Origin of the sequence: Pseudomonas urethralis, from assembly GCF_021602465.1 — a bacterium.
In the GTDB taxonomy this organism is placed as follows: Bacteria; Pseudomonadota; Gammaproteobacteria; order Pseudomonadales; family Pseudomonadaceae; genus Aquipseudomonas; species Aquipseudomonas vlassakiae.
Genome location: NZ_BQIJ01000002.1, coordinates 533,785 through 551,818, shown reverse-complemented (window position 1 = coordinate 551,818; position 18,034 = coordinate 533,785). Strand labels below are relative to the sequence as shown.

At 66.0% G+C, this 18,034-nt stretch carries 16 protein-coding genes; 12 read left to right on the top strand and 4 right to left on the bottom strand.

Annotation, left to right across the window (positions count from 1 at the left end; genetic code table 11):
* Positions 1-8: 8 nt before the first annotated feature.
* On the bottom strand, positions 9-2,264 hold the full coding sequence (katG, locus tag L6D64_RS05390; protein WP_176508891.1) for a catalase/peroxidase HPI: 2,256 nt from the start codon (positions 2,262-2,264) through the stop codon (positions 9-11).
* A gap of 348 nt (positions 2,265-2,612) precedes the next feature.
* On the opposite strand from katG, the gene L6D64_RS05385 reads away from it, so the two are divergent.
* The 4 genes from L6D64_RS05385 to L6D64_RS05370 all read left to right on the top strand — a co-directional run bounded on the left by L6D64_RS05385 (position 2,613) and on the right by L6D64_RS05370 (position 6,002).
* A complete protein-coding gene (locus L6D64_RS05385) occupies positions 2,613-3,521 on the top strand; it encodes a LysR family transcriptional regulator (protein ID WP_054887186.1) in 909 nt (302 codons plus the stop codon).
* Positions 3,522-3,622: 101 nt separating this feature from the next.
* Positions 3,623-4,222, top strand: a complete 600-nt coding sequence (locus tag L6D64_RS05380; RefSeq protein ID WP_176508892.1) for a Rossmann-fold NAD(P)-binding domain-containing protein — start codon at positions 3,623-3,625, stop codon at positions 4,220-4,222.
* A 107-nt stretch (positions 4,223-4,329) separates the two neighbouring features.
* The gene (locus L6D64_RS05375; protein WP_176508893.1) at positions 4,330-4,647 is read left to right on the top strand and encodes a DUF2388 domain-containing protein; all 318 of its coding nucleotides are present in this window, start codon (positions 4,330-4,332) and stop codon (positions 4,645-4,647) included.
* A gap of 122 nt (positions 4,648-4,769) precedes the next feature.
* The gene (locus L6D64_RS05370) at positions 4,770-6,002 is read left to right on the top strand and encodes a M20/M25/M40 family metallo-hydrolase (protein ID WP_176508894.1); all 1,233 of its coding nucleotides are present in this window, start codon (positions 4,770-4,772) and stop codon (positions 6,000-6,002) included.
* A gap of 61 nt (positions 6,003-6,063) precedes the next feature.
* Here L6D64_RS05370 and glcC read toward each other — a convergent pair whose 3' ends face one another.
* Positions 6,064-6,828: a transcriptional regulator GlcC gene (gene glcC / locus L6D64_RS05365; RefSeq protein ID WP_176508895.1), complete on the bottom strand. Its 765-nt coding sequence runs from the start codon at positions 6,826-6,828 to the stop codon at positions 6,064-6,066.
* 195 nt (positions 6,829-7,023) lie between these two features.
* On the opposite strand from glcC, the gene glcD reads away from it, so the two are divergent.
* The 7 genes from glcD (at position 7,024) to pdxR (ending at position 15,460) form a co-directional block, all read left to right on the top strand.
* Positions 7,024-8,523, top strand: coding sequence for a glycolate oxidase subunit GlcD (glcD, locus tag L6D64_RS05360; RefSeq protein ID WP_176508896.1), 1,500 nt, complete (start codon positions 7,024-7,026; stop codon positions 8,521-8,523).
* Positions 8,523-9,575: a glycolate oxidase subunit GlcE gene (gene glcE / locus L6D64_RS05355; RefSeq protein ID WP_176508897.1), complete on the top strand. Its 1,053-nt coding sequence runs from the start codon at positions 8,523-8,525 to the stop codon at positions 9,573-9,575. Before glcD ends, glcE begins: the two co-directional genes overlap by 1 nt.
* A 10-nt stretch (positions 9,576-9,585) precedes the next feature.
* On the top strand, positions 9,586-10,821 hold the full coding sequence (glcF, locus tag L6D64_RS05350; protein ID WP_176508898.1) for a glycolate oxidase subunit GlcF: 1,236 nt from the start codon (positions 9,586-9,588) through the stop codon (positions 10,819-10,821).
* Positions 10,814-11,212, top strand: a complete 399-nt coding sequence (locus tag L6D64_RS05345; protein ID WP_176508899.1) for a heme-binding protein — start codon at positions 10,814-10,816, stop codon at positions 11,210-11,212. The genes glcF and L6D64_RS05345 overlap by 8 nt, the downstream gene beginning before the upstream one ends.
* Before the next feature lie 91 nt (positions 11,213-11,303).
* A complete protein-coding gene (locus tag L6D64_RS05340; protein WP_176508900.1) occupies positions 11,304-13,472 on the top strand; it encodes a malate synthase G in 2,169 nt (722 codons plus the stop codon).
* Positions 13,473-13,648: 176 nt separating this feature from the next.
* Entirely contained in the window at positions 13,649-13,987 is a 339-nt protein-coding gene (locus tag L6D64_RS05335) for a hypothetical protein (RefSeq protein WP_176508901.1), read from the top strand.
* Positions 13,988-14,026: 39 nt separating this feature from the next.
* On the top strand, positions 14,027-15,460 hold the full coding sequence (gene pdxR, locus L6D64_RS05330; protein WP_176508902.1) for a MocR-like pyridoxine biosynthesis transcription factor PdxR: 1,434 nt from the start codon (positions 14,027-14,029) through the stop codon (positions 15,458-15,460).
* Here the strand turns inward: pdxR and L6D64_RS05325 are convergent.
* On the bottom strand, positions 15,453-16,646 hold the full coding sequence (locus L6D64_RS05325; RefSeq protein ID WP_176508903.1) for a CynX/NimT family MFS transporter: 1,194 nt from the start codon (positions 16,644-16,646) through the stop codon (positions 15,453-15,455). The genes pdxR and L6D64_RS05325 overlap by 8 nt on opposite strands.
* A gap of 200 nt (positions 16,647-16,846) precedes the next feature.
* Here L6D64_RS05325 and L6D64_RS05320 point away from each other — a divergent pair, with 200 nt between their 5' ends.
* A complete protein-coding gene (locus L6D64_RS05320) occupies positions 16,847-17,284 on the top strand; it encodes a carboxymuconolactone decarboxylase family protein (protein WP_176508904.1) in 438 nt (145 codons plus the stop codon).
* Between the two features lies 1 nt (position 17,285).
* Here the strand turns inward: L6D64_RS05320 and L6D64_RS05315 are convergent, their stop codons facing one another.
* Positions 17,286-18,020 (bottom strand): hypothetical protein, encoded by a 735-nt coding sequence (locus L6D64_RS05315; protein WP_176508905.1) that lies wholly within the window; start codon positions 18,018-18,020, stop codon positions 17,286-17,288.
* Positions 18,021-18,034 lie beyond the last annotated feature (14 nt).

Sequence of the window (18,034 nt, the reverse complement as noted above, 5' to 3'; positions counted from 1 at the left end):
CGAGAACGCTATTTCAGGTCGAAGCGATCGAGTTCCATCACTTTTACCCAGGCCGCCACGAAGTCCTTGACGAACTTGTCATTGCCATCGCTGCTGCCATACACCTCGCTCAGCGCCCGCAACTGCGCGTGCGAGCCGAACACCAGGTCGACCCGGCTGCCCGTCCACTTCACCTGCCCGGTCTTGCGATCACGGCCTTCGAAGCGCTCGTTGTCCGCCGAAGTCGGCTTCCATTCCACGCCCATGTCCAGCAGGTTGCGGAAGAAGTCGTTGCTCAGGGTGCCAGGCTTGTCGGTGAACACACCGTCCTTGCTGCCGCCATGGTTGGCACCCAGCACGCGCAGGCCACCGATCAGCACGGTCAGTTCAGGCGCGGTCAGGGTCAGCAACTGGGCCTTGTCCAGCAACAGCTTCTCGGCCTTGACGCTGTAGCGGGCCTTGCTGAAGTTGCGGAATCCATCGGCCAGCGGCTCAAGCACGGCAAACGACTCGACGTCGGTCTGCGCCTGCGAGGCATCGACACGGCCCGGGCGGAAGCCCACGCTGACGTTGTGCCCGGCATCCTTGGCCGCCTTTTCCACGGCGGCAGAACCGGCGAGGACGATCAGGTCGGCCAGGGAGATCTTCTTGCCGCCAGCGTTGAACTCGCCCTGGATCTTCTCCAGCGCCGCCAGCACCTTGCCAGTGCCCTGGTTCGCCGCCCAGTCCTTCTGCGGTGCCAGGCGCAGGCGGCCACCGTTGGCCCCCCCGCGTTTGTCCGAGCCACGGAAGGTCGAGGCAGCCGCCCAGGCGGTGGCCACCAGTTCGGCGACGCTCAGGCCCGACGCAAGAATCCTGGCCTTGAGCCCGGCGATGTCCTGTTCGTCCACCAGCGGGTGGTCGGCTTTGGGCAGCGGGTCTTGCCACAGCAGCTCTTCGTTGGGCATCTCCGGGCCCAGGTAGCGCGCCAGCGGGCCCATGTCACGGTGGATCAGCTTGTACCAGGCACGGGCGAAGGCATCGGCCAGCTGGTCGGGGTTATCCTTGAAGCGCTTGGCGATCGGCCCGTAGATCGGGTCGAAGCGCAGGGCCAGGTCAGAGGTGAGCATGGACGGTGCATGCTTCTTGCCCGGATCGTGGGCATCCGGCACGGTGCCTGCGCCTTTGCCATCCTTCGGTCGCCACTGGTGCGCACCGGCCGGGCTCTTGGTCAGTTCCCACTCGAAGTTGAACAGGTTGTTGAGGTACTCGTTGCTCCAACGAGTCGGCGTCGACGTCCAGGTCACCTCCAGGCCGCTGGTAATGGTATCCCCGCCTTTGCCAGTGCCAAAACGGTTGGCCCAGCCGAGGCCCTGCAGTTCGAGGCTCGCCGCTTCCGGTTCAGGGCCTACGTTGTCGGCCGGGCCGGCACCGTGGGTCTTGCCGAAGGCATGGCCGCCCGCGATCAGCGCCACGGTTTCTTCGTCGTTCATCGCCATCCGGCCGAACGTTTCGCGAATATCCCGGCCTGATGCGACGGGGTCCGGGTTGCCTTCCGGGCCTTCCGGGTTGACGTAGATCAAGCCCATCTGCACCGCCGCCAGCGGGTTTTCCAGGTTGCGTTCGCCGCTGAGGTCACGGCTCTGTTCCTCGGGATGTTTCTGCGGCTCGGCGACCAGGTCACCCTGGCCTGGCGGCTGGGCCTTGACCTGCTCCTTGCCATAACGGGTGTCACCACCGAGCCAGACCTTTTCAGAGCCCCAGTACACGTCTTCGTCCGGCTCCCACACATCGGCGCGGCCGCCAGAGAAACCAAAGGTCTTGAAGCCCATGGATTCCAGGGCGACGTTACCCGTGAGCACGATCAGGTCGGCCCAGGAGATCTTGTTGCCATACTTCTGCTTGATCGGCCACAGCAGGCGCCGGGCCTTGTCCAGGCTGACGTTGTCCGGCCAGCTGTTGAGCGGCGCGAAACGCTGCTGGCCGGAGCCGGCACCGCCACGGCCATCGCCGATGCGGTAGGTACCGGCGCTGTGCCAGGCCATGCGAATGAACAGCGGGCCGTAATGGCCGAAGTCGGCTGGCCACCAGTCCTGTGAGTCGGTCATCAAGGCGGTCAGGTCTTTTTTCAGGGCCTGGAAATCGAGGCTCTTGAACGCCTTGGCATAGTCGAAATCCGGGTCAGGGTTGGATTTCGACGAGTGTTGATGGAGGATCCTGAGGTTGAGCTGGTCAGGCCACCAGTCACGGTTGGTGGTGCCGCCACCTGCGGTTTGATGGAACGGGCATTTCGATTCGTTCGACATCTGCTGTTACCTTTGGGTCGGTTATCCAGATTTCCGGTCTCTGCCAGGTGTTCTTTCAGCCGAGCACGTGGGCTCGTGCCTACCCCTCGTCAGGTCTGGTCGGTGAGGTGCCGACACGGGGCTGGCGAAGCTCCCACGTCACGTGCGGCGCGGTCTTGCACGCACGTGCTGCCACGCCGCGCGCAGGTGGATTTCGCAGGGCCAGGGGAAAGACTAGCCGAGCTTGGGCAGACTTCTAATAGAGTGGCTCTTCAAGGCTGATAGCCCCGGCACATCCATACAAGGCGCAACGCCCAGTGTCGTGCTTCAATATGCCGCCAACCCCTCCAACCCGGTGAGCCAAGCCCCATGAACCGCAACGACCTGCGCCGCGTCGACATGAACCTGCTGGTGCTTTTCGAGGCCCTGATGATCGAACGCAACCTGACCCGGGTCGGCGAAAAGCTGTTCATCACCCAGTCCACCGTCAGCGCCGCCCTCGCCCGCCTGCGCGAGCTGTTCGACGACCCGCTGCTGATCCGCAGCGGCCGGGCCATGGAGCCCACTCCGCGGGCCATGCAGATCTTCGCCGAACTGGGCCCGGCCATGGACGTGATTTCGTCCGCGATCAGCCGCGCCCGTGACTTCGACCCGGCCAGCAGTTGCAACCAGTTCCGCCTGGGCCTGTCGGACGATGCCGAGTTCGGCCTGTTCCCGGCCTTGCTGCAAGCCCTGCGCGAGGAAGCGCCTGACATCAGCGTGGTGGTGCGCCGGGCCAATTTCCTGCTGATGCCAGGCCTGCTGGCCAGCGGCGAAATCTCTGTGGGGGTAAGCTACACCACCGACCTGCCCGCCACCGCCAAACGCCGCAAGCTGCGCGATATCGGCGTGCGTGTGCTGCGCGCCGACGACCGCCCCGGCCCGCTGACCCTCGACGAGTACTGTGCCCGGCCCCATGTGATGGTGTCGTTCTCAGGTGACATGAGCGGCAACATCGATCTCGACCTCGCACGCATCGGCCGCTGCCGCAAAGTGGTGCTGGCCGTGCCGCAGTTCGGCAGCCTGCGTGCACTGCTGCGCAATACCGAAATGATCGCCACCGTACCGGACTATGCCGCCTGCGCCCTGGCAGACGATGGCAGCCTGCGCGCCGATCCCGCGCCGTTCGAGATCACCGAGGCCGAGCTGTCGATGGTCTGGAGCGGCGCCCACGATAACGACCCCGCCGAGCGCTGGCTGCGCGAGCGCATTCTGCAGTACATGGCCCGCCCGAGCTGATTCATCGACCCCATCGATAGCCACCATGAATGCCATCAAGTTCCGCCGCAGCCGCGACGGGCGGAAGATGGTGGCATTCACTGATCGATGAGGCGCTACCCATGAAAACCGGCATGCTCGCTGCCCTGCTCGCCCTGTTCGCTGCCCTTGGCGGTTGTGCCGCGCCGGCTGGCCAGCAGGCTGCCCAGCCCTACGGGCACTTCTACTCGGCCACGGCCATTTCCAGCGTCGCGCTGGCCCCGGGGCAGCATGTGGCCGTACTGCTCGGGCGTAATGCCGACAGCACCCTCAGCTACCTGCAGCAGCACCGTGACGAGGCAGTGGCCAAAGCGCAGCCGCGCAGCATTCCGGTGGCCACCCTCAGCGCTGGCAGCCAGGCCTACGACTGGCTGGCGCATTCGCTGGCCCAGCAGTTCGCCGAAGTGACCTTCTACGAAGACCTGGACAGCCTGCTTGCCGACCACCCGGACGTGATCGTGCTGCTGGACAGCGAAAGCCGCCTGGCCACGGCAGACGTCGAGAGCCGGGTGGTGGCGCGGTTCTTCGACAGCCAGCTGACCTACATTGGCCGCGCCGAAGGGCGTGCGCACAAGGATGTCAGCAATGTAGCGCGGATGCTGGAAGACGAGCAGGCCGCCAAGGCCGATGCCCTGCGCGACTTCGATGCTTCGCTGCAGCGCTTGCTGGGCAGCAAGGTGTGAGCCACGACGACGCTCCGGCAGAACCCAGGGAACTCCTGCCACTCGCCCGCCCTCTTAAACAGTGAGTGGTTTATTTCCTTGTGCTTCACGTTACTGGAGAACACAACATGCGCCACCTACTCCTCGCCCCTGCGCTGCTGCTCCTGTTGCCTGCCGGTGCGGCCCTGGCTGACGTCGACGCAGGCGACGTCGCCACCTCGGCCGGTGTTTCCGCCTCGCTGTATTCGACCTTCAAGGACGACAAACGCATCATCCCCGCACAGGACGAGCTGTCGGCCTTCGTCGCCAGTGGCGGGACCATTCGTGGCGCCTATGTGGAGTCGGCGCTGGAACAGGCTCGCAAGGATAATCCTGGCTTGCAGGCCAGTGACGAAGAGCTGGCCAAGGCAATCCTCTCGCAGGATGGTCCGGTCGCCCATCATTGAACTTTTGCCGCACAGACTCCACCGGCTCGAACAGCGGTGGAGTTGATGTGCCCACTGGTTTACCCGAGCGACATCGAGCTTAGTGGCTAGGCTCAAGGACTCACTACAACAAGGAAGCCCCCATGCCGTTGCCCAGCCCTCCCCACGCCATCGCCTTGGCGCTGCTGATCGCCTGTACCCAGGCAACTGCCGCTGAACCCAACCCCAAGGACCTGCTCAAGCAGGCCGAAAGCGAACAGCCGGCGTACCTGCAAACCCTCAAGAGCCTGGTCTCGGTAGACACCGGCACCGGTACCGAAGCGGGCCTGACGCAAGTCAGTGCCGAGCTGGTGAAGCGCCTCAAGGCCCTGGGCGCCGAGGTGCAGACTCACCCAGCCACGCCGTCGGTCGGCGACAACATTGTCGGCACCTTCAAAGGCAGTGGCAGCAAGGACTTCCTGCTGATGGTGCACTACGACACCGTGTTCGTTCCCGGCACCGCTGCCAAACGCCCGTTCCGGGTCGATGGCCCGCGCGCATACGGCCCGGGAGTCGCCGATGCCAAGGGGGGTGTGGCGATGATCCTGCACGCGCTGAAGTTGCTGAACGATCAGCAGTTCAAGGGCTACCGCACGCTCACCGTGCTGTTCAACCCGGACGAAGAAATGGGCTCTGCCGGGTCGAAGCAGATCATTGCCGAACTGGCCCGCAAGCATGACTACGTGTTCTCTTACGAGCCGCCGGACAAGGATGCAGTGACTGTCGCCACCAACGGCATCAACCGCCTCAAGCTTGAAGTCAAAGGCCGCGCATCACATGCAGGCTCTGCGCCCGAAGAGGGCCGCAACGCACTCACCGAACTGGCCCACCAGTTACTCCAGCTCAAGGACCTCGGCGATGCGAGCAAAGGCACCACGGTGAACTGGACGTTGGCCAAGGCCGGCGAAAAGGCCAATATCATTCCGGCCCTGGCCACCGCCGAAGCGGACATGCGCTATTCCGACCTGGGCGAGACTGACCGTGTGCAGGCAGACGCCCAGCGCATCGTGAAAAAGCAGCTGGTGGTCGATACCCAGGCCAGTGTCGTGGTCGAGAAGGGGCGACCGCCGCTGGCGCGCAACCCGGCTTCGACACAATTGGCCGAGACGGCACAGCAGTTATATGGGGAAGCGGGCTACAAGATCGAACCGATCGCCATGCGCTTCGGCACCGACGCCGGGTATGCCTACGTGCCCGGCAGCGAAAAGCCGGCGGTGCTGGAGACGCTGGGGGTGGTCGGGGCCGGGTTGCACGGGGACGATGAATACATCGAACTGGGCAGCATCGCGCCGCGCCTTTACCTTACCGTGGCGATGATCAGGCATCTGTCAAAGTGATCGGCTAACCGTACCGGCCTGTTCGCGAGCACGCCCGCGGACAGGCCGGTACAGGCAAAACTCAGCCCCAACCATCCATGCGCATCGTCGCCCGGACCAGGCGCTGCTCCTCCTGCTCGATTTCACGCAAGCTGTCGCGAATCCCGTGGATATGTTCGCGCGCCGCCCGCTGCGCCTGCTCAGGCAATTGCTCCATCACCGCGTGATACAACCGCGCATGCTGGCGGTCGATCTGGCGCTTTTGCGCAGGCCGGCAATAGAGGTTGTTGACCGAGGCGAACACCGTGCTCAAGGTCAGGTCGCTCAATGACTGCAAGGTATGCACCAGCACCGGATTGTGTGACGCCTCGCTGATCGCCCGATGGAAGGCATGGTCACGCCGGGCATGTTCGCGTGGGTCGAGCGCTTCGGCAGCGGCATGGGCATCGAGCATGTCTTCATAGCGCCTGCGGATCAGCAGGCGGTCGACATCGGTGGCGCGCAACGCCGCCAGGCGTGCCGATTCCGCCTCCAGCAAGGCGCGCACTTCCAGCAGGTCGAACAGCGTGCGCGGCTGTGAGCTGAACAGGTGCATCAACGGTGTGCCCCCCGCCTGCCCGGCCAGGTCGGCAACGAACGAGCCGCGCCCCTGCTCGGTATCGATGATGCCGCGCCCACGCAAGACGCGCAGGCCCTCACGCAACGCCGACCGCGAGCAACCGAGCTTTTCCACCAGCCGCCGTTCCGATGGCAAGGCCTGGCCGACCTTGAGCACACCTTCGACGATCAGCCGCTCCACCCGCTCGGCCACCTGGTCTGCGACCTTGGCCTTGCCTTCAATCCCCATAAGCTCACTCCAACTGGTAGGACCACTGCCCTCCGCCGACTCCAATCTAGCCGGTCGAAGCCATGGATAACCAGTCCCCAACGGAAAAACTGGTAGGACCAGTGCCCTATGCCCTCGACCGCTCGCGGCCAAACGCGCAGGCTGCAAAGCGTCCGGTTTGCCCACAACAACAAAAATTGCCGCTGAGTGAGCCTCATGAACATCCTCTACGACGAACGTGTCGACGGCGCGCTGCCCGCCGTGGATCAGCCCGCGCTGCTACAGGCGTTACGCGATGCCCTTCCCGACCTGGAAATCCTGCACCGCGCGGAAGACCTCAAGCCGTATGAATGCGACGGCCTCTCGGCCTACCGCACCGTGCCGCTGCTGGTGGTGCTGCCCGAACGCCTGGAACAGGTGCAGACCTTGCTCAGGCTCTGCCACCTGCGTCGCGTGCCGGTGGTGGCACGCGGCGCCGGTACCGGCCTGTCGGGGGGTGCGCTGCCGCTGGCCAAGGGCATCCTGCTGGTGATGGCACGCTTCAACCGCATTCTCGAAGTCAACCCGCAAGGGCGCTTCGCCCGGGTACAGCCCGGTGTACGCAACCTGGCCATTTCCCAGGCGGCTGCGCCCCATGGCCTGTACTACGCCCCCGACCCCTCTTCGCAAATCGCCTGTTCGATCGGCGGCAACGTTGCCGAAAACGCCGGTGGCGTGCACTGCCTGAAATACGGCCTGACCGTGCACAACCTGCTCAAGGTCGAAATCCTCACCGTCGAGGGCGAACGCCTGACCTTGGGCAGCGACGCCCTCGACAGCCCGGGCTTCGACCTGCTGGCGCTGTTCACTGGCTCCGAGGGCATGCTCGGCATCGTCACCGAAGTGACCGTCAAACTGCTGCCCAAACCCCAGGTGGCGCGGGTTCTGCTGGCCAGCTTCGATAGCGTCGAGGACGCCGGCCGCGCCGTGGCCGAGATCATCGCCGCCGGCATCATCCCCGGTGGCCTGGAGATGATGGACAACCTGGCGATCCGCGCCGCCGAGGATTTCATCCACGCCGGCTACCCGGTGGACGCGGCTGCCATCCTCTTGTGCGAGCTGGATGGTGTCGAAGCCGACGTCCAGGATGACTGCGCGCGGGTGGCCGACGTGCTCAAGCAAGCCGGTGCCCGTGAAGTGCGCCTGGCCTGCGACGAAGCCGAGCGTGTGCGCTTCTGGGCCGGGCGCAAGAATGCCTTCCCGGCGGTGGGGCGGATTTCCCCGGACTACTACTGCATGGACGGCACCATCCCGCGCCGCGAGCTGCCACGGGTGCTCAAGGGCATCAGTGAGCTGAGCGAGGAATATGGCCTGCGCGTCGCCAACGTGTTCCATGCCGGCGATGGCAACATGCACCCGCTGATCCTGTTCGATGCCAACCTGCCTGGCGAGCTGGAACGCGCCGAGGCCATCGGTGGGCGGATCCTCGAGCTGTGCGTGGCGGTGGGCGGCAGCATCACCGGCGAGCACGGCGTGGGCCGCGAGAAGATCAACCAGATGTGCGCGCAGTTCAACAGCGACGAAATCACCCTGTTCCATGCCGTCAAGGCAGCATTCGACCCGCAAGGGCTGCTCAACCCGGGCAAGAACATCCCCACCCTGCACCGCTGCGCCGAGTTCGGCGCGCTGCACGTGCACCACGGGCAATTGCCCTTCCCCGAACTGGAGCGCTTCTGATGAGCATGGACCGCGACATGAGCCCGGACCTGCTCGAACAGGTCAACCAGGCCCTCAACCAGGGCACGCCGCTGCGCATCCAGGGTGGCAACAGCAAGGCCATGCTCGGCCGCCCGGTGGCCGGCGAAATCCTCGATACCCGCAACCACCGGGGCATCGTCAGCTACGACCCGACCGAGCTGGTGCTCACCGCCCGGGCTGGCACGCCGTTGCTGGAGATCGAGGCGGCGCTGCACGAGGCCGGGCAGATGCTGCCCTGCGAACCGCCGCACCTGGGCGCCGAGGCGACCCTGGGCGGCATGGTCGCGGCCGGGTTGTCCGGCCCGCGCCGGCCATGGGCCGGGTCGGTACGTGACTACGTACTCGGCACGCGGGTCATCACCGGGCACGGCAAGCTGCTGCGTTTTGGTGGCGAAGTGATGAAGAACGTTGCCGGCTATGACGTCTCGCGGCTGATGGCCGGCAGCTTTGGCTGCCTCGGGGTGTTGACCGAAGTGTCGCTGAAGGTACTGCCACGCCCACGCGAATGCCTCAGCCTGCGCCTGCCGATGGACCGTCACCAGGCTTTGGCCGAACTGGCCGAATGGGGCCAGCAGCCGCTGCCGATCAGCGCCGCCTGCCACGATGGCGAAGCACTGCACCTGCGCCTGGAAGGGGGTGAAGGCTCGGTCCAGTCGGCCCGTCAGCGCCTGGGCGGCGACGTGCTCGACAGCCGTTTCTGGTGCGACCTGCGCGAACAGCGCCTGGCCTTCTTCTGCGACCCGGCGCCGCTGTGGCGGCTGTCGGTCCCGACCGCCAGCGGCGAACTCGACTTGCCGGGGCAGCAGCTCATCGACTGGGGCGGCGCGCAACGCTGGCTGAAGTCAACGGCACCGGTACAGTTGATCCGCGAACAAGCGGCCAAGGCCGGCGGCCACGCCACCCTCTATGCCCCCGGCGACGACAGCAGCGCGCCGCTGTCAGCGGCGCTGATGCGCTACCACCACGCGCTCAAGCAGCAACTCGATCCCCAGGGCATCTTCAACCCTGGCCGCCTGTATCCGGACCTGTGAGGCTACGCCCATGCAAACCAACCTGAGCGAAAGCGCCAAGCGCCTGCCCCGCGGCGAGGAAGCCGAAAGCATTCTGCGCACCTGCGTGCACTGCGGTTTCTGCACGGCCACCTGCCCGACCTACCAGTTGCTCGGCGACGAACTGGACGGGCCACGGGGGCGCATATACCTGATCAAGCAGGTGCTCGAAGGCGCGCCGGTCACCGCCAGCACGCAACTGCACCTGGACCGTTGCCTGACCTGCCGCAACTGCGAAACCACCTGCCCGTCGGGGGTGAAGTACCACGACCTGCTGGACATCGGCCGCGCCGTGGTCGAGCAGCAGGTACCGCGCCCGCTCGGCCAGCGCCTGCTGCGCCAGGGCCTGCGCGCCGTGGTGCCACGCCCGGCGCTGTTCAAGGCCCTGACGCGTACTGGCCAAGCCTTGCGGCCGTTGCTCCCGGCCGAGCTGAAGAGCAAGCTGCCGGCCCAGGTGACGCCCCCCGGCGAACGGCCCGTGCCCCGCCATGCGCGGCGCATCCTGCTGCTCGAAGGTTGCGTGCAGGCCGCCTTGTCGCCCAACACCAACGCCGCCACCGCGCGCCTGCTGGACCGCCTGGGGATCAGCGTGGAGCCGGCGGCTGAAGCCGGCTGCTGCGGTGCGGTGGACTACCACCTCAATGCCCAGGAGCAAGGCCTGGAGCGCGCCCGGCGCAACATCGATGCCTGGTGGCCGGCCATCGAGGCCGGCGCCGAAGCCATCGTGCAGACCGCCAGTGGCTGCGGTGCCTTCGTGCGTGACTATGGTCACCTGCTGGCACACGACCCGCGTTACGCCACCAAGGCTGCACGGGTCAGTGCCCTGTCGCGGGACCTGGTCGAAGTGCTGCGCGACGAACCGGTCGAACAACTCGGCCTGTGCGCCGACCAGCGCCTGGCCTTCCATTGCCCTTGCACCCTGCAACATGCACTCAAGCTCGGCGGCCAGGTCGAAAGCCTGCTGACACGCCTGGGCTTCACCCTTACCGCAGTGCCGGACGGCCACCTGTGCTGCGGCTCGGCCGGCACCTATTCGCTGACCCAACCGGCGCTGTCGCGGCAATTGCGCGACAACCGCCTGAACGCGCTGGAAAGCGGCAAACCACAGGTCATCGCCACCGCCAACATCGGCTGCCAGACCCACCTAGATGGGGCTGGACGCACGCCGGTGCGGCACTGGATCGAAATCGTCGAAGCAGCCTTGAGCCAGGAGAACAGCCATGCATAGCAAGCCCGTGATCGGCCAGGCGGAGGTGAGCCGCCTGCTCGCGGCCGCCCGCCAGCAAGCCCAGGCGCAACAGTGGAAGGTGACCATCGCGGTGGTCGACGACGGCGGCCACCCGCTGGCCCTGGAGCGTATGGACGGCTGCGCCCCGTCCAGCGCCTACATCGCCATGGAAAAGGCCCGCAGTGCCGCCCTGGGGCGCAAGGAAACCCGCGACTTCGAGCAGATGGTCAATGGCGGGCGTACCGCCTTTGTCACCGCGCCACTGCTGACCAGCCTGGAAGGCGGCGTGCCTGTGCTGGTCGACGGCCAGGTGGTGGGCGCCGTCGGCGTGTCCGGGGTCAGGCCCGAGCAAGACGCCGAAGTAGCCAAGGCCGGCGTGGCAGCCCTGTGAAAACTGCCCAGTACCTGTAGGAGCGGCTTCAGCCGCGAGAGGCCGGCACAAGCGGCACATTTTCTGAAACCTGAACCCAAGCGAGAAGACAATGACCCATCCCCTCAAGGTCGCCCCGACCCTGCAGCGCTTCATCGAGGATGAAGTGCTGCCTGGCACCGGCATCGACGCCGCCAGCTTCTGGCAAGGCTTCAGCACCCTGGTCCACGACCTCGCCCCACGCAACCGCGAGCTGCTCGCCGAACGCGAGCGCCTGCAGCACGAACTGGACAGCTGGCACCGCCAGCACCCGGGCCCGATCCGTGACATGGCTGTCTACCAGGCGTTCCTGCGCCGCATCGGCTACCTGGTCGCCCCCTCGCAACCGGTGCGGATCAGCACCACCCAGGTTGACCGTGAAATCGCCGAGCAGGCCGGCCCGCAACTGGTAGTGCCGCTGAGCAATGCCCGCTACGCGCTGAACGCCGCCAACGCCCGCTGGGGCTCGCTGTATGACGCGCTGTACGGTACCGACGCCATCCCCGACAGTGACGGCGCCGGGCGCGGCCAGGGCTACAACCCGGTGCGCGGCGCCAAGGTCATTGCTTTCGGCCGGGAATTTCTCGACCGCTCGGCACCGCTCGCAGGTGCTTCCCACACAGACGCCCAGGCGTATGCGGTCGATCAGGGCAAGCTGTCGGTGACCTTGCGCGATGGCCGCCAGGTCGGTCTCGCGGAGCCTGCGCAATTGCGCGGCTATCAAGGCGAACCCGGCCAACCAACGGCCATCCTGCTGCAACACCATCGCCTGCATGTCGAAATCCAGGTCGACCCAACCAGCACCATCGGCAAAGCCGACCCCGCCGGGGTCAAGGACATCCTCATCGAAGCGGCGTTGACCACCATCATCGACTGCGAGGACTCGGTGGCGGCGGTGGATGCCGAGGACAAGGTGAATGTCTACCGCAACTGGCTGGGGCTGATGAAGGGCGACCTCAGCGAGCAGGTCAGCAAGGGTGGCAAGACCTTCACCCGCATGCTGGCCAAGGACCGCGACTACCAGGGTGCGGATGGCCAGCCACTGACCCTGCCCGGCCGCTCGCTGCTGTTCATCCGTAACGTCGGCCACCTGATGACCAACCCGGCGATCCACGACCGCGACGGCCGGGAGATCCCCGAGGGCATCCTTGACGCCGTGGTCACCAGCCTGATCGGCCTGCACGACCTCAAGCGGCGCGGCAACTCCCGCGAAGGCAGCCTGTACATCGTCAAGCCGAAGATGCATGGCCCGGCCGAAGTGGCCTTCGCCGAGCAACTGTTCGGCCGTGTCGAGGACCTGCTGGGCCTGCCCCGGCACACCTTGAAGATGGGCATCATGGACGAAGAGCGGCGCACCAGCGTCAACCTTGCGGCCTGCATCGCCAGCGCGGCAGCGCGGGTGGTGTTCATCAATACCGGGTTCCTCGACCGCACCGGCGACGAGATGCACAGCGCCATGGAAGCCGGCGCCATGCTGCGCAAGGGCGACATGAAAGGCAGCGCCTGGATCCAGGCCTACGAACGCAGCAACGTGCTGGTGGGCCTGGCCTGCGGCCTGCGCGGCAAGGCGCAGATCGGCAAGGGCATGTGGGCCATGCCTGACCTGATGGCGGCCATGCTCGAGCAGAAGATCGCCCAGCCCCGCGCCGGCGCCAACACCGCCTGGGTGCCCTCACCGACTGCCGCGACCTTGCATGCGCTGCATTATCACCAGGTGGACGTGCCGGCTGTACAGGCGCAACTGGAAAGCGTCGACCTGAGCGCCGAGCGCGAACAGCTGCTGCATGACCTGCTGAGCATCCCGGTCAGCCCGGACCGGCCCTGGAATGCCGAGCATATCCAGGCCGAGCTGGACAACAACTGCCAGGGCATCCTGGGTTATGTCGTGCGCTGGGTGGAGCAAGGCATCGGTTGCTCGAAGGTGCCGGACATCCACGACGTGGGGTTGATGGAAGACCGTGCCACCTTGCGCATCTCGGCCCAGCACATCGCCAACTGGCTGCATCATGGGGTGGTCGGCAGTGATCAGGTGGAGACGACCTTGCAGCGCATGGCCAAGGTGGTGGACCAGCAAAATGCCGGAGATCCGGCGTACCGGCCGATGGCCGGGAATTTCGCGGGCTCGCATGCGTACCGTGCCGCGCAGGAGCTGGTGTTCAAGGGGCGTGAGCAACCTGGAGGGTATACCGAGCCGTTGCTGCATGGGTGGCGCTTGAAGTTCAAGCAGGAGGTTGAGCAGTAACAACCTTCGTGGAAATGCCCACCTACTGCGTAGTGCAGGCTGCGCCGCTGCGGGTCGGCATTTTCACCTTCCGGGTATTCACAGAAAATTCCCACAGCGCATTCCGAAGTGCCTTACTTGCAGCCCTTGGGTCGGTCAAAAGATGATCGACGGCTTCGCCCCACAGGACCCTGCGCATGCACCCAGATCCCCGCACCCAGGCCGAACTGCGCAGTGCCCTGCGCGAGCTGCTGGCCCACGACATCAACAACCCGGACGACGACCCGCACCTGTCAGGCGTGCTGTTCTTTTGCGCAACCGACGAGTACACCCGGCAACTGGTCGAGCGCATCGAACTGCTGGCCAGCGAGATCTTCTTCGATCCCTGCGGGCGAGCCCTCCACCACCGGATGCGCGCCATCGGCGTCAAGGGCGTGCGCATCAAGCAGAAACGCAAGGCTTCGGCGGATGAAACGGTGATACGCATCGACCTCAACGACAAGGGCTACATCACGGTGAGCACCGCACGGTTCTGATCCGCTATCCTCAGCACTCTCGTGCTTGGGACAGCGATCATGGAACTGCATATCCGCCTGGACGGCCGCAAAGGCCTGGCCGACCAGCTCTACCAGCAACTGCGCGCCGGCATCGACAGCGGCCACCTGGCCGCCGGCACGCAACTGCCGCCGACCCGACTGCTGGCCGAGCAACTGGGCGTGTCACGCAAGACCGTGGCCGAGGCCTATTCGCGGTTGACCTACGACAACCTGCTCAGCGGCGTGGTCGGCCGCGGCACCTTCATTACCCCGCGCCAACCAATACGCCCCCATGAACCCTCCACCGTGCCCCTGGCCGCTGCCGCCGCCCTGGAGCGCTGGCAGCAACGCGCCACGGTACTTGCCAGGCGCACCCAGGAAGCCCCGTCGCGCTATGACTTCATCGGCGGTGCCTCGAACAAGGCGCAGTTCCCCTTCGACCAGTGGCGCAGCTGCCTGAACTACGCGCTGCGCCGCAGCCAGCGACACCCCGAACGGCAGTTTGCCGCCCAGGGCTTGCCCGAACTGCGCGAGGCCATTGCCCACCATATCGCCTACGCCCGTGGCGTGCATTGCAGTGGGGCAGATGTACTGGTGTGCAATGGCGCCCAACAGGCCCTGGACCTGATCGCCCGGGTACTGGTCGAACCCGGCTGCCAGGTGGCCATGGAAGACCCCGGCTACCCGCCCGCACGCCAGCTGTTCCTGGCCCTGGGGGCAAAGCTGCAATCCGTGCCGGTGGACGATGAGGGGCTGTGCGTTTCTCACATCGCCGAGGGCACTCGGCTGATCTACGTGACGCCTTCGCACCAGTTTCCGCTCGGCATGCCGATGAGCGAGGCCCGCCGTCATGCCTTGCTGGTGCGGGCCGCCGAGCTAGGCGCGTTGATCATCGAGGACGACTACGACTGCGAATTCCGCTACCAGGGCCAGGCCGCCGATGCGCTGCAGCGCCTCGACCGGCAAGGGCTGGTAGCGTATGTCGGGACCTTTTCCAAGACCTTGCTGCCGGAGCTGCGCCTGGGTTACGCGGTGCTGCCCCCGGCAGTGCTCAGCGCCGCCTGCGTGGCCAAGCACCTGAGCGACTGGCACAGCCCGACCTTGCTGCAGTGGGCCCTGGCCCGGTTCATTGGCGAGGGCCACCTGAACAAGCATATCCGCCGCTGCCATGACATCTACAGCGGCCGCCGCGAACGCATCCTGGCGCGGCTGGACGGCGACCTGGCGCCCTGGTTCAGCGCCGTGCCCGCCAATGCAGGGTTCCACCTGAGCGCGCTGGCGCGGCCTGGGGTGGATGTCGAGCTGCTGGCCAACCTCGCCCGCAAGGTGGAGGTGGGCCTGTACTCGCTGGCGCCGTTCTTCAGCGAAGCGCCCGTGCGCCAAGGGTTGCTGCTGGGCTTCGGCGCCATCGAGCTGCTGGACATCGACCCGGCACTGGACCGGGTCCGCGATACCCTGCAACGTCTCAGTTGAGCACCGCCTCGCCAGCCTGCCGCGGCCGGGCGATGGCCGTGGCATAGCCGCGCGGGGCGAAACAGGCGGTCACCAGCAGCATCGCCAGCACGGTGACGGTCAGCAGCGTCCACGATGCCTGGAAATCACCGCTGACATCCCGCAACCAACCGGTGATGTACGGGATGATGCCGGTGATGATGAAGCCGACGCCCTGCACGAAGGCCGCCAGGCTGCCGGCTTCAGCGGGCGTCTTGAGGTGCTCCAGGGTCAACGTCAGGCTCAGGCTGAAGCAAGCACCCAAGCCAAAGCCGATCAGCGCTACCCACAGGCCCATGGCCAGCGCCGGTGCCAGCAGCAAGCCAAGGAAGCCCGCCAGCTGGATCGACAGTGCCAGCCACAAGCCCGGGCGCCGGTCAGCAATGCCGCGCAGCAACAGCGGCAGGCCCAGGGCACCGCACACCTGGAAAATGGTCATCAGGCCGACCAGGCCGCCACCGCCCTGCGCCGTGCCACCGTGCTCCAGGTGGTAGGCCGGTAGCCAGGCGACCATGCTGGTATAGCCGCCATTGATGAGGCCGAAGTACAGCGCCAGCAGCCAGGCCCGCCGCGTGCCGAACCAGTGCCCGCCAGCGGCGCCGGCCAGCTTCGGTGCGTGTGCCCGGGGCCGCAGCACGGCCCAGGCCAGCACCGCCAGCAGCGCCGGGATCGCCCACAAGCCCAGCCCGGCCTGCCAGTGGCCGAAGTGCCCGCTGATAGTCGGGCCGAGCACCGCAGCCAGGCCGCCGCCACACATCAGCGCCGCCGAGTACAGGCCCATCGTCCCGGCCAGGCGGCCGGGGAACCAGCGATTGACCAAGCCCGGCATCATGCCCTGCACCAGCGCCACGCCCAACCCGGCCAGTACCGCGCTGGCGATCAGCGCCCAGGCGCTGTCCAGTTGCAGCCGCCACAGGCAGGCCAGGGCAATGGCGCCAAGGCCGGCGAGCATGCCGCCATGTTCGCTGACCCAGCGCCGCAGCCAAGGCTGCAACAACGGCACCAGGCCCATGCACAGTACCGGCAACGCCGTCAGCAATGCCGCCTGTTGGTAGCCCAGCCCGGTGCTGGCGCGCATCGGCTCGAGCAACGGGCCAATACTGGTCAGGATCGGTCTCAGGTTCAGTGCCAGCAGGATCACCAGCACCAGGTTCAACGCCCCTCTCATCACGTATCGAAACTCCCAAGCAAGACCCGGCCATTATCCTGTCGAGGCAGTCAGGGAAGAAATGAAGAGATTGGATGCAGGTCAGTGGCCACCTTAATGGCCCGATTGGCCTCCCGGCAAAGCGCGCGATTGGCTATCGGGCCAATCACCGCCCGGCGCTAAGGTAGCGCCATGTCCACAACGCATCCCTGGAGCACGCCATGCACAACCGTATCGAATGGGCCAAACACGCGCCGGAAGCCTACAAGGCCATGGTCGGCCTGGAACAGGCCCTGGCCAAGAGTGGCCTGGAAAACTCACTGCTGGAGCTGGTGCGCCTGCGGGCTTCGCAGATCAACGGCTGCGCCTACTGCGTGAACATGCATGCCAATGACGCGCGCAAGGCCGGCGAGACCGAGGCGCGCTTGCAGACCCTGTGCGCCTGGCAGGAAACGAACTATTTCACCCCGCGTGAACGTGCCGCGCTGGCCTGGGTGGAATGCCTGACCCGTCTGCCCGAGCGTGGCGCCCCGCAAGCGGAATACGAAGCGCTGCAGCAGCACTTCGAGCCGATCGAGCTGGCCAACCTGACCTTGGCCATCGCCACCATCAACGCCTGGAACCGCTTTGGCGTGGGCTTTGCCATGGTTCCGGCCTGAGTCATCTCGTACCGGCAAGGGTGCGCCGCCGGGCCAGGCAGGCGTACCCCATCCCGAGCACGCTGAGCATCAATGCCGCGAGCAACCCCACCAACTCGCGGCTGTAGCGTGCCACCAGCGCCGGGAACCCAGTGAATGCTCGGTAGACCCGCACATCGGCCTCGCCACCCGCAAAACTGACACCGATGCCACCCTGGCGAATCTGTGCGTAGTCGGCGTCGAAATACACCCAGACCCGGCACTCGCTGCCCTTCTTGATGGCCGGTATCTCTACCTGCGCCGTCGCCGCCTCGTACAGGGTGTCGTTACCCGCCCCATCGCGTACCTGCACCAGGCCCTTGGCCGGCAGCCGGATCTTCACCTCACGCACATCACTGTCGCCACGGGTGTGCAGGTCGATGAGCAAGCCAGTACGGTGGTCGACCAACCCGGCTTCGAAGGGTTTGGCGAACAACTGCGCATAAGGCGCCTGGGCCAGTTCGATCAGCTTGTCGACCTGATACGGGTTCAACGCGCCGTCGCTGATGGTGTTGATGCGCGGCTGCAACTCCTCGTACTTGAGCTGCGCGTTGGCCCTGCTGATGCGCTCGCTGAACTGGCTGGGATAGGTCAGGTAAGCGTAGGTCAAGGTCGCCTCGAGCCGTGACTGGGGCTTGAGCAGCATATAAGCCACCAGGATGACCATCAGGCCAAGCAGCATGGCGACCAGGCGTTTGCCGACTTTGTCCCAACTCAACGGTGCGGTTCCTT